The 12,252-nt window shown below is 73.0% G+C and carries 9 protein-coding genes; all 9 read right to left on the reverse strand.

The window, feature by feature from the left end; all coding sequences use genetic code 11:
* Positions 1-153 precede the first annotated feature (153 nt).
* On the reverse strand, positions 154-2,046 hold the full coding sequence (locus tag ACFVT2_RS31410; RefSeq protein WP_390023347.1) for an APC family permease: 1,893 nt from the start codon (positions 2,044-2,046) through the stop codon (positions 154-156).
* Between the two features lie 190 nt (positions 2,047-2,236).
* A complete protein-coding gene (locus ACFVT2_RS31415; RefSeq protein WP_390023349.1) occupies positions 2,237-3,175 on the reverse strand; it encodes an oxidoreductase in 939 nt (312 codons plus the stop codon).
* A gap of 43 nt (positions 3,176-3,218) precedes the next feature.
* Positions 3,219-3,575 carry a nitrite reductase small subunit NirD gene (gene nirD, locus ACFVT2_RS31420; RefSeq protein ID WP_390023352.1) on the reverse strand — a complete coding sequence of 119 codons (357 nt, stop codon included), beginning with the start codon at positions 3,573-3,575 and terminating at the stop codon, positions 3,219-3,221.
* On the reverse strand, positions 3,572-6,211 hold the full coding sequence (gene nirB, locus ACFVT2_RS31425) for a nitrite reductase large subunit NirB (protein WP_390023354.1): 2,640 nt from the start codon (positions 6,209-6,211) through the stop codon (positions 3,572-3,574). Before nirB ends, nirD begins: the two co-directional genes overlap by 4 nt.
* Positions 6,211-7,476 (reverse strand): NAD(P)/FAD-dependent oxidoreductase, encoded by a 1,266-nt coding sequence (locus ACFVT2_RS31430; protein ID WP_390023462.1) that lies wholly within the window; start codon positions 7,474-7,476, stop codon positions 6,211-6,213. The genes nirB and ACFVT2_RS31430 overlap by 1 nt, the downstream gene beginning before the upstream one ends.
* Positions 7,477-7,743: 267 nt before the next feature.
* Positions 7,744-9,741 carry a glycoside hydrolase gene (locus ACFVT2_RS31435; RefSeq protein WP_390023357.1) on the reverse strand — a complete coding sequence of 666 codons (1,998 nt, stop codon included), beginning with the start codon at positions 9,739-9,741 and terminating at the stop codon, positions 7,744-7,746.
* Positions 9,742-9,806: 65 nt separating this feature from the next.
* Positions 9,807-10,997 (reverse strand): M20 family metallopeptidase, encoded by a 1,191-nt coding sequence (locus tag ACFVT2_RS31440; protein WP_390023359.1) that lies wholly within the window; start codon positions 10,995-10,997, stop codon positions 9,807-9,809.
* Positions 10,998-11,020: 23 nt separating this feature from the next.
* Positions 11,021-11,242: a DUF397 domain-containing protein gene (locus ACFVT2_RS31445; protein ID WP_390023361.1), complete on the reverse strand. Its 222-nt coding sequence runs from the start codon at positions 11,240-11,242 to the stop codon at positions 11,021-11,023.
* A gap of 2 nt (positions 11,243-11,244) precedes the next feature.
* The gene (locus tag ACFVT2_RS31450) at positions 11,245-12,069 is read right to left on the reverse strand and encodes a Scr1 family TA system antitoxin-like transcriptional regulator (RefSeq protein WP_390023364.1); all 825 of its coding nucleotides are present in this window, start codon (positions 12,067-12,069) and stop codon (positions 11,245-11,247) included.
* Between the last annotated feature and the right edge of the window lie 183 nt (positions 12,070-12,252).

The raw sequence follows: 12,252 nt of genomic DNA on the forward strand, positions 1-12,252 counted from the left end.
GTGTTCGGACGTAAAGCGCAGCAGTCCGAACACCCACCCCCGACCCCCCGAACCCGTCACCCACCACACACCGGGGCCCCACCCCACCAACACCCCTCCGCCGAAGGCGGAACAGAAACCCCCACGGTGGGAGAGCCGACGACGTGCGGGCACCTACCCCGGCGTCAGCCGGAACCGCAAGCGGCAGATCACCGCATCCGTATCCCGCCGCACCGCATGCGCCAGCACCGCCCCGCGCTGGTTCTGGAGCACCCGCTGCCACAGGTGCGCGGGCTCGGCCTCGGGGATCAGTACGGTGATGCGGGCCTCGGGCCGACGGGCCGTCAGGTCCGCGACGTAGGCGGCGATCGGGCGGCCCAGGGAGCGGGTGGCGGAGGGCAGTTCCAGCAGGTCCACGCCCGGGTTCCACAGCTCCCAGTCGCGGCGCAGCGCCTCGGTGGCGGGGCGGTCCTCGGGGGTGCCGTAGGTGACGGTGACCGCGATCACCTCGTCGCCCAGGGACACCGCCGCGCCCAGCGCCTCACCGGTCAGCCGGGACAGGTGGGAGACCGGGACGACGACGAGGGAGCGGGCGCGGCGCGGCGGCTCGGGCACCCGGCCCAGGCCGAGGCGGTCGCCGATCCGCCCGTAGGCCCGGTGGACCGCCTCGAAGGCGAGGACCAGCAGCGGCAGTGCGATGGCGATCAGCCAGGCGCCCTCGGTGAACTTGGTGGCGGTGACGACCACCGCGGCGGCGGCGGTGAGCACCGCGCCGAAGCCGTTGAGCAGGGCCTTGCCGAACCAGCGGGCGGACCGCTCCCGGTACCAGTGGCGGACCATCCCGGCCTGGCAGAGCGTGAAGCCGACGAAGACGCCGATGGCGAAGAGCGGCACCAGGGTGTTGACGTCGCCGCCGGAGAAGACCAGCAGCACGGCGGCGACCGCGGCCAGCGCCAGCACGCCGTGGCGGTGGACCTGGCGGTCGGCCTTCAGGCCGAAGACGTGCGGCAGGTAGTTGTCGCGGGCCAGCAGCCCCATCAGTACCGGCAGTCCGCCGAAGGAGGTGTTGGCGGCCAGTGCGAGCAGCACCATGGTGGCGAACTGGACGACGTAGAACGCCCAGTTGTGGCCGAGTGAGGCGTCCGCGAGCTGGGCGAGGACGGTGACGCCCTCGACCGGCTGGAGGTGGAAGCGGCCGATGAGCAGCGACAGGCCGATCAGCATGGCGCCGAGCAGGGCGCCCAGCGCGACCTCGGTGCGCTGGGCGCGCCGGGTGGCGGGGGCGCGGAACGACGGTACGGCGTTGGCGACCGCCTCCACGCCGGTCAGCGCGGAGCAGCCGGACGCGAACGCCTTCAGGAGCAGCAGTGCGCCGACGGAGGTGGCGTTGTGGGTGAGGACGGAGGCGTGTCCCGCGGCGGTGACGGTGGAGGCCGGCGCGTCCCGGAACAGCCCGACCACGATCATGGCCAGGATCGAGGCGACGAAGACCGCGGTGGGCAGCAGGAACGCCCGCGCCGAGTCGGCGATCCCGCGCAGGTTGATCGCGGTCACCAGGACCAGCACCGCCAGGCAGATCCACAGCCGGTCGCCGTAGAGGCCGGGGAAGGCGGAGGTGAGCGCGGCGACGCCGGCGGTCACCGACACCGCGACGTTGAGGACGTAGTCCAGGACGAGGGAGGCGGCGGCGACCAGGGCCGAGCGGCGTCCCAGGTGGGTCTTGGCGACCGCGTAGGAGCCGCCGCCGTTGGGGAAGGCGGCGATGACCTGGCGGTAGGACGCCACCAGGACGGCCAGCAGCGCGGCGATGGCGAGCGTGACCGGGAGGGTGAACCCCAGGCCGTACGCGCCGGCCGTGGCCAGCACCAGCACGATCGACTCCGGCCCGTACGCGACGGAGGCCATCGCGTCGAGGGAGAGCGCGGCCAGGCCCTGGAGGGCGGTCAGGCGGTGCCGGTCGCCGGCCGGGTCGGGGTCGGGGGCCGCGGTGACGGCGGTGTGGTGGCCGGGGGCGGTCGCCGGGGGCGGCTGCTCGGGCCGGTTTGCGGGCTGCGACACCGTCGACATGTGCGTCGTACCTCCGTGCGGTACTGGGTGGGACCAGCTCAGCGTGGGGGTCCGACGGCCGCCCGCGAGCGGCCTTGGCGCGCCCTTGGCGGGTGGCACGGCGATCTTCACGCGATCTTGACGGCATCCCGCCGGTCGCGCGCCCCGAGGGCCCGCGGGCGCGCCCTCCGCGCGCCCGCAGGACCGGAGCTCACACCACCGGGACGGTGACGTCGAACCGCACCCCGGTGAGCTCCTCCGAGGCCGCCCACAGCCGGTCGGCGGTGTCGTCCTTCTGCGTCCACGGGGCGCGGAACGAGCGGGCCGGGGCGCCGCGCAGCCCGTTGCGCGGGCCGATGAAGGAGTCCGGCCGCATGTGCGGGGCGGTGGCCGCGCACAGCGTGCCCAGCGCGCCGCCGTCCGCGGGCTGGGCGATCAGGCGGTTGCCCACCTCCACGATCCGCTCGGCGGCCCGGCGGCCCTCCATCCGCACCCCCGCGGTCTGGAGGTTGGTGTGCGCGTAGCCGGGGTGCGCGGAGGCCGCGACGACCTGCGAGCCGGCCGCCGCCAGCCGTTGGGCCAGTGCGTGGGTGAAGAGCAGGTTGGCACTCTTCGACCGGCCGTAGGCGACCCAGCGGTGGTAGGACCGCTCGCTGTTCAGGTCGTCGAGGTCCACGTTGGCCAGCGCGTGCAGCATGCTGGAGACCGTCACGACCCGCGCCCCGGGGGTCGCCAGGAGCTTGGGCAGCAGCAGCCCGGTGAGCGCGAAGTGCCCCAGGTGGTTGGTGCCGAACTGCATCTCGAAGCCGTCCGCGGTGGTGCGCTGGGGCAGCGCCATCACGCCCGCGTTGTTGATGAGCAGGTCGAGCCGGTCGCCGCAGAAGTCGTCCAGGCCCTCGGCGAAGCGCCGCACGGACGCCAGGTCGGCCAGGTCCAGCGGCCGGAACTCCGCTTCGGAGACGGGGACTTCGGACCGCAGCCGGGCCAGCGCCGCGGCGCCCCGCTCCGCGCTGCGGCAGGCCAGCACCACGCGGGCGCCACGCCGCGCCAGTTCACGGGCGGTGACGTAGCCGAGACCGCTGTTGGCGCCGGTGACGACCACCGCGCGGCCGGTTTGATCGGGGATGTGGCTGGTGTTCCACCGGGTCACGCCGTACTCCTCGGTAGGGGGAGGCTCAGCCTACGCCCGGCCCTCACGCCACCCGCGTCCGCACCCGGTACGTCGGGACGGACACCGACGGATCGTCCAGGCAGTGCCCGGTCTCCAGGTCGAACCGCTGCTTGAGGAGCGGTGACGCCACGAACGGCCGGCCCTGGTGGGTGCCGGTCAGGCCGCGGGAGAGGACCGCGGCACCGCCGAACGGATCGCGGTTGTCGATGCCGTAGAGCCGGCCCGCCCGGTCGCGGAAGACGGCCACCTGGTGGCCGTCCGGCAGCAGGGCGGCCACCCCGCGGCCCGGGGTCAGGTCGTTGAGCCGGCAGACCGTGAACCAGGCGTCGGACAGCAGCAGTTGGACCTTCAGGTCGGTGCTCTCAAGGGTCAGGGTCATCGCGGGGTGCTTCCTTCCAGGGCGTCTGCCAGGGGTTTCGGGGAGCGTGCGCCCGGCCGCAGGCCGAGGGAGAGCAGCGGCAGGTCGGGCTTGATCTGGTCGCGTTCGGCGACGAAGCCGACGACCGGGTCGGGGGTGTCCGGGGCGTTCACGAAGGAGACGAACCGGGCCAGCTTCTCGGGGTCGTTGATGGTCTCCGCCCATTCGTCGCGGTAGTGCGCCACGTGGGCCGCCATCAGGGCCTCCAGCTCCGCGCAGATGTCGAGGGAGTCCTCGACCACCACGTCGCGGACGTGGTCCAGGCCGCCCGGGATCCGCTCCAGCCAGACGCTGGTGCGCTCCAGGCGGTCGGCGGTGCGGATGTAGAACATCAGGAACCGGTCGATCAGGCGGATCAGTTCGGCGTCGGAGAGGTCCTGGGCCAGCAGGTCCGCGTGGCGCGGGGTGGCGCCGCCGTTGCCGCCGACGTACAGGTTCCAGCCGCCCGCGGTGGCGATCACACCGAAGTCCTTCGACTGGGCCTCCGCGCACTCGCGGGCGCATCCGGAGACCGCCGACTTGAGCTTGTGCGGGGACCGCAGCCCCCGGTAGCGCAGCTCCAGGTCGATCGCCATGCGGACCGAGTCCTGGACGCCGTAGCGGCACCAGGTCTGTCCGACGCACGACTTCACCGTGCGCAGCGACTTGCCGTAGGCGTGCCCGGACTCGAAGCCGGCGTCCACCAACCGGGTCCAGATCAGCGGGAGTTGCTCGACCCGGGCGCCGAACATGTCGATCCGCTGGCCGCCGGTGATCTTGGTGTAGAGCCCGAAGTCCCGGGCGATCTCACCGATCACGATGAGCTTCTCCGGGGTGATCTCCCCGCCGGGGACGCGCGGCACGACCGAGTACGAGCCGTTCTTCTGGAGGTTGGCGAGGAAGTGGTCGTTGGTGTCCTGGAGCGCCGCCTGCTCGCCGTCGAGGACGTGGCCGTCGGCACCGATCGCCGGCGCCAGCGAGGCGAGGATCGAACCGACCGCCGGCTTGCAGGTCTCGCAGCCGTCGGTGCCCCGGGCGGCCTCGCGGCCGTACCCGTCCAGCAGCTGCCGGTACGAGGTGATCCGCAGGGCGAGGACGATCTCGTACAGCTCCTCGCGGGTCTGCGCGAAGCAGCCGCACAGGCCCTTGTCGACCTCGACCCCGCTCGCCTCCAGCTCCTCGTTGACGAGCTGGCCGAGGACCTTGACGCAACTTCCGCAGCCGGTACCGGCCTTGGTGCACTTCTTGACCTCGGGCACGCTGGTGCACGCGTGCGCGGTGACCGCACCGCGGATGGTGCCCTTGGTGACGTTGTGGCAGGAGCAGATCACCGCGTCGTCCGGCAGCGCGGACGGGCCGAGCTGGGCCGGGGCGCCCGCGCCCGCCGGGAGCACCAGCTGCTCGGGCGCGAGCGGCGGCACCGAACCGGTCAGCGCGCGCAGCGTGCCGTACGTCTCCGCGTCGCCGACCAGGACGCCGCCGAGCAGGGTGCCGTCGCGGGCGACGACCAGCTTCTTGTACAGGCCGGCCCGCGAGTCGGCGTAGACGACGTCGAGGCAGCCCTCCGTGGTGCCGTGCGCATCACCGAAGGACGCCACGTCCACGCCCAGCAGCTTCAGCTTGGTGGACAGGTCGGCGCCGGTGAAGGCGGCGGCGTCCTCGGCGAGGGTCGCGGCCACCGTCTCCGCCTGCTCGTAACCGGGCGCGACCAGGCCGTACACCCGCCCGTCGACGGCCTGCGCGCACTCGCCGACGGCGAACACCCGCGGGTCGGTCACCGTGCGGCACTGCGCGTCGACGGTGATGCCGCCGCGCTCGCCGACCGCCAGCTGGCAGTCCCGGGCCAGCTGGTCGCGGGGGCGGACGCCGGCGCTGAACACGATCAGGTCGGTGGCGAGCTCGGTGCCGTCCGACAGCCGCATCCCGATCACCGCCCCGTCCGCGCCGGTCACCACCTCCTGGGTCCCGGTACCGGTGTGGACCGTCAGCCCCATCTCCTCGATGGTGCGCAGCAGGGCCGCGCCGCCACCGTCGTCCACCTGCACCGGCATCAGGCGCGGCGCGAACTCCACGATGTGGGTGGCCAGTCCGAGGCCCTTCAGCGCACCGGCGGCCTCCAGCCCCAGCAGACCGCCGCCGACCACCGCGCCGGTCTTCGCGCGCTTCGCCGCGTACTCCTCGATCGCCAGCAGGTCCTCGATGGTGCGGTACACGAAGCAGCCCTCGGCGTCCTTGTGCGGGACGGGCGGCACGAACGGGTACGAGCCGGTGGCCAGCACCAGGGTGTCGTAGTCGACGGTCAGCCCGGAGCGGGCGGTGACGGTCCGGGCCGCCCGGTCGACGGTCTCCGCCGGGTCGCCGAGGTGCAGTTCGATGCCGTGCTCGGCGAGGAACCGCTCGTCGGTCAGGGAGAGTTCCGCGGCCGTCCTCCCCGAGAAGTACGAGGTGAGCTGGACGCGGTCGTAGGCCGGCCGCGGCTCCTCGCACAGCACGACCACGCGGTGCGTGGCGGTCAGGCCGCGCTCGGCCAGCGCTTCGAGGAAACGCTGGCCGACCATGCCGTGGCCGACGAGCACGATCGTGGGGCGTGACCGGTCACGCAGAGCCGTCGTGGACATCAGGAGCCTCCGTCGTTGGTGAGCAGGTGGAGCAGGGGGCCGTCGTCGGACGGGAGCGACTCGGCGTCCTCCCAGGCGCGGGCGAGCGTGCCGACGGTGCCCAGCGCGCCGACGAGGACCCCGCCGACCAGGCGGTCGCCGCGGACGACGACCTTGCGGTAGGTGCCGCGGGTGGCGTCGGCGAGCCGTACGACGTCGTCGCCGGGGCGCGGTGCGGTCTCGCCGAACGCGGCGAGGTCCAGGACGTCCCGCCCGGCCAGGGTGAGCCGGGTCAGGGCGCGGGTCCCCGTGTAGGCGGGGGCGGTGGGCCCGGGGCCGGTCAGCACCCGGGCCAGCGCGTCGGCCTGTTCCTGGGCGGCGCCGGCCAGGCCGTAGACGGTGCCGAGGTGCTCGGCGCAGTCGCCGACGGCGTGGATGTGCGGGTCGCTGGTGCGCAGCGCGCCGTCCACCCGGATGCCGGTACCGACGTCCAGGCCGGCGTCCCGGGCGAGCCCGGTGCGGGGGCGGACCCCGCAGGCCAGAACGGTCAGACCGGCGTCGAGCAGGTGCCCGTCGGCCAGTTCGACGCCGTGCACCCGGCGCCCGGCCGTCCCGTCGGGGCCGCTCACCGGCCGGGTCCGGACGCCGCGCGCCCGGCACTCGGTGTGCACTTCCACGCCGAGCCCGGTGAGGTGGTCCCGCAGCAGCGCCCCCGCCTCCGCATCGAGATGACGGTCCATCAGGTGCGGGCCCTGGTGGGCCAGGAGGACCCGCGCCCCGCACGCGGCGAGCGCCCGGGCCGCCGATACCCCGAGCAGCCCGCCGCCGACCACCACCGCCGGCAGCCCGGGCCGGACCGCCGCGGCCAGCGCCGCGCAGTCGTCCAGGGTGCGGAACGGGTGCACCCCGTCCGGCAGCTCCGGCCCGTCCGGTGCGAACAGGCCGCGCAGCGGCGGCAGCACCGGATTGGCGCCGGTCGCCAGCACCAGCACGTCGTAGCCGAACTCCCGCCCGTCGTCGCACCGCACCCGCCGCGCCCCCCGGTCGATCCGGGCCACCCGTACGCCGCCGTGCCAGGCCACCGAGGCGGCCGGCGCGGGCAGTGCGATCACCTGCGGCGGATAGCGGCCCGCCAGGACCTCGGCGAGCAGCACCCGGTTGTAGGGCGGATGCGACTCCTCGGACAGGACGGTCACCCGGAGTGGACGGGGGCCCGCGCCGTCCGCCGCCGCGGCCAACTGGTGGACGAGCCGGGCGGCGGCCATCCCGCCGCCGACCACCAGCACCCGGGCCGCCGCCCCCGCCGCCCCCGGCGGAGGCGCCGGTGCGGGGCCGGAGCCCGTCGTGCCCGCGGGCTCACGGCCCGTGAGCGATATGCCCGTCAGCGTCATGTCCCACAGCCTGCGACGCCGCTGTTACCCGCCCGCATCGCCCGCGTTACCCCGGCGGAACGCGGCCCTCAGCGGCTCCCCGACCGGCCTGTGAGGGGGCGCCGGGGGCATGCCCCGCCCTCGGCCCGCACCCGCCGCCCCGCCCCCAGGCATCCGTTCCGCCTACCCGGCCGGGGTGTCGACCTGCGCGGGGCACAGCCGCCGCGGCTGCGCGTCCCCCCGCAACCGGGCGTCCACACACCCGCCCGGCAGCCCGTGGTACGCCCGGTCGCCGAAGTTGGCGGTCACGGTCAGCACCCCGTCCCCGAACACCGTCCGCTGCACGCTCCGGTCCCCCGTCAGCCACTGGAACGACGTCATCCGCTCGGCCCCCGCGGCCCGGTGCAACGGCGCGAAGTACTTCTGCAACGCCGCCAGTTCCGCCCCGTTCTTCGTCAGCGACGGCCCGTCCAGGACGAAGTTCAACGGCGTGTTGTACAGCATCGCCAGCAGCGCCCGGGTGGTCTTCTGCGCCGGCAGCTTGTCGTACGACAGCTCCCACCGCTCGGCGTTGACCAGCGACCCGTGCAGCGCCGTCTCGTACAGCGGCACGCGGTACTTCGGGTCGTACATCGCCGTGGCCAGATCGGCCGGCAGCGGCACCGGCTTGAAGAAGTTCTTCGGGGCGTTCTGCGGGTAGTAGCCGCCCCACGTCTCCTTGTCGCGCTCCAGCTTCCACAGCCCGTCCGCGACCGGCGTCCCCGAACCGTGGTCGAAGGCCAGCACGCCATTGGCCCACGGCTGCGCGGCCTCCGACCCCAGCACGAGGCCCTTCGCCAACCGCGCCATCCGCGCCAGCCGGTTCTCCCGGTCTCCCGCCTTGGTCATCTCGTGGCCCGCGCCGTGGTCCCGGAACACCTCACCGGTCGCGTCCACGTCCAGGAAGTAGCTGTCCGCCCCGTTGGCGGTCATCTCCCGGGTCCGGTCCGCCAGATAGTGGCTGCCCGGCTCGGCCTTCTCGAACGCCCGCGAACTCAGGTAGCACCCCCGCCCCCCGAACCCGGTCTCCGCGGTCCCGTCCGCCTTCCGCACACAGAAGTCCGGATACACCGTCCCGGGCCACTTGGACGTGGGACTGTCCGCCGCCTTCGGATCCTGCCCGTTGGCGAACGAGTCGTACGGCCCTACCAGGTACCCCGCCTGCTTCGCCGCCCGCACCGCCGCGGCGTCCATCGGATCCGGCCCGGCGTCGTACCCCAGCCACATCCGGTCCACGCCCAGCTTCCGCAGCCGCGCCACCCCCGCCGCGGTCCGCGCCTCGCCCCACACGTAGGCGTGGAACGCCCCCAGCAGCTTCCCGTTCGCCGGATTCTTCGCGATCTTCTTCCGCAGGCTGCCCAACTGCCCGTGCTGCGCGAGGTACGACCGGTAGTCGGCCGCCGGCGCCACCGGGTCCCCGTCCGTCAACGCGAACGACACCTGGTAGTCCCGCGTCCCGTCCCCCGCGGAGAAGTCATGCGCGGCGGTCGCCCGCAGCGCCCCGCCCCGCGACGCGAACGCCAACGACGTCCCGAGGTCCGTCGGCGTCAGATAGCTCACCCCGTGCCGCGCGCCCCCGCTCCCCGAGGCACCGCTTCCACCCCCCATCGCATACCCCCACAGCGGCAGCGCCAGATCCGCCCCCACGTCCACCGTGCTCCCGGCCAGCCCGCCCCGCCCGGAATTCCAGAACGCGTCCCGCACCGGGATGTCCAACCCCTCCCCGCGCGGCACCTGCACGGCCGACGCCGCCCGGTCGGTCCCGGTCACCGGCCAACTCACCGACTGGTCCCGGTCCGCCCGGATCCCGATCCGCAGCCGCCCCTGCTCCGTACGCGCCGTCACCGACAGGCCCTTCGCCGGATACGTCCACCGCGCCCCGTCGGCGGTACGGGTCACCGGCCCGGGCGCCCCGAGCCCGCCCCCGACCGCCTCGGACAGCACCAGCTGCGTCCCGTCGTCGGCCCGCGCACTCACCCCCAGCGTGGCGGTGTCCACCGTGGCGGTCCCCCCGGCGACCGGCAGCATCAGCCGCCCGCCCTCAAGCGTCCCGGCCTGGGCGCTCCCGCACCCGGAAATCCCGACCGCGGTGGCGCTCAACGCCAACGACGCAGCGATCACTCGTATGAGCTTTGATGTCATGCCCATGTGAATAGTGGTGCGGTTTAAGAACCTTCTAAGAAGCGCCTGCCAGACCGGGTCGCCCCCTACCCCTTCGCCAGCCTCCGCACCGCCAGTTCCGCGTACACCGCCGCCCCGTCCGCCAGCACCGCATCGTCGAACTCGGCCAGCGGAGAATGGTTGTTGGCACTGCACTCGGGGTCGGCCCCGGCCGGCGGCGCACCCAGCATCATCAGCACGCCCGGCACCTCGTCCAGCACCCGCGAGAAGTCCTCCGACGCCGGCAGCGGATTCCGCCGCGCCGCGAACCGCTCCTCACCCAGCGCCTCACGGACCGTATGCGCCACGAACTCCGCCTCCGCCCCGTCATTGACGGTCACCGGATACGTCTCCACGAACTCCGCGTCCACCGCCACCTCATGGGCCGCCGCGACGCCCCGGCACACCTGAACCGTCCCGTCCTTCACCCGCGCCTGCGCCGCGGCCGAAAAACTCCGCACCGTCGCCTCGAACACCGCGGTCTCCGGGATCACGTTCTGCTGCGTCCCCGCATGGAACGTGCCCACCGACAGGATCACCGGGTCGAAGACGTCGAAACTCCGCGTGATCCACGCCTGCAACGCCGTCACCATCGCGCACGCCGCCTGCACCGGATCCTTCGCACGGTGCGGCATCGACCCGTGCCCGCCCGCCCCGCGCACCGTCACCCGCAGCACATTGGAGGCCGACATCATCGGCCCGCCGCGGGTCCCGAACACCCCGCTCGCCTGCCCCGCCGACAGCACGTGCAGCGCGTACGCCGCCACCGGCCGCCGCCCGGCCGCCTCCAACAGCCCCTCCGCCAGCATGTGCCGGGCCCCGTCGTACCCCTCCTCGCCCGGCTGGAACATGAACACCACGTCCCCCGCGAGCCGGTCCCGGTGCGCCGACAGCAGCTTCGCCGCCCCCGTGAGCATGCTGGTGTGCAGATCGTGCCCGCACGCGTGCATCCGCCCGTTGTCCGCGGCGAAGTCCAGGTCGAGGCGCTCCGCCACCGGCAACGCGTCCATGTCCCCGCGCAGCAGCACCACCGGCCCGGGCGCCGCCCCGCGCAACACCGCCGTCACCGAACTCAACCCCTCGCCGGTGGTCACCTCCAGCGGCAGCCCGTCGAGTGCGGTCAGCACCGCCTCCTGGGTACGGGGCAGTTCGAGCCCGGTCTCCGGAATCCGGTGCAGCGCCCGCCGCAACCGCACGAGCTCACCGGACAGGGCACGGGCATCGTCACGCAGGTCCACGGGCGCTCCTCCTCAGACGGTCCTCAGACGGCGAACTCCCCATTCTTGACCGCGCCCACGAACGAGGACCACCCCGCAACGGACACGATGATCGCGGGCCCGCCGGGGAACTTGCTGTCACGGAGGGGAACCACGCCGTGGGTGGGGGCGTGGGAGGGGGAGAATTCCAGGCACTGGCCGCCGTCGCCGTCACTGTAGGACGACTTGATCCAGTCGGCGCCCGCAAGAACGAAGTCGCTGCTCATGATCAGTACTCCTTCAGCACGGTCTTGATGAGAGCCAACGAATGTGCAGGCGAAAGCGCGTTCGCCCGTAGCCGATCGTAGCTGTCCAGATGCACCGCGAGGGTTTCGGCGGAGTCGTACAGCTTGCCGCCCTGCGGGCCGTCGGCGTACAGCACCGTGGAGGAGTTATGAAAGGTCAGCAGGGTGAACGGCCTCGTGTGCGCCCCCGGCGCACCTGCCGAGAACGGCAGGACTTGGAGGTCGATCTGAGGCGACGCCATGGCCCTCATCAAGTACGTCAACTGCTCGGCCATCACCTCGGAATCACCCACGACGGTCCGCAGGCACGCTTCGTGCAGGATGACCCACAGCAGCGGCGGCCGCTCCCGATCGAAGACCTCACGGCGACGTAGTCGAGCCGCAACCCGGCCGTCGATCAGCTCCGGACTTTCGCGCGGGTGCGACGAACTGAAGATGGCGCGGGCGTAGGCATCGGTCTGGAGGATGCCCATCACGAGGCTTGCGGAGTAGTCCAGTATCCGCGCCGCCTTGCGCTCCAGTTTCAGGTACGGGAAGAACCAACTCGGGTGGTCGCCCTCGTCGATCCGTTCCAGCAGGCCGGCGAACAGTTCGCCCGTGCCGAACACGGTGTCGCAGCCCTTGGCGAACTTCTCGCTGGGTCTCGGCAACAGCGTTCCGGACTCGACCTTGCTCACGTAGCCCTCGGAGTAGCCGATGGCGGTACCCAGGCGCTTCTGCGTGATTTTGCGGGCCAGGCGCACCTGCCGGACGTCACGGCCGAAGCGTTCCAGGGGATTCAAGTTCTCGGGTTCGGTGGACTCGTCCAACGCTATGACCTCTCGCCACGTGCGTTTGCGTCGGTGTTGCGACGGCCCGCGCCTTGAACGCTGCCGCTTCAAGTACCGCAATCCTATTGCCCACCGAGGAGTCGCGTGACCGAATGGCTACACGCAGTACCCAACTGGAAGGCCCCCGCGACCGTGCGACCGGTCCGGGGGCGTGGCCACCAA

Source organism: Streptomyces sp. NPDC058000 (genome assembly GCF_042886435.1).
Taxonomy (GTDB): domain Bacteria; phylum Actinomycetota; class Actinomycetes; order Streptomycetales; family Streptomycetaceae; genus Streptomyces.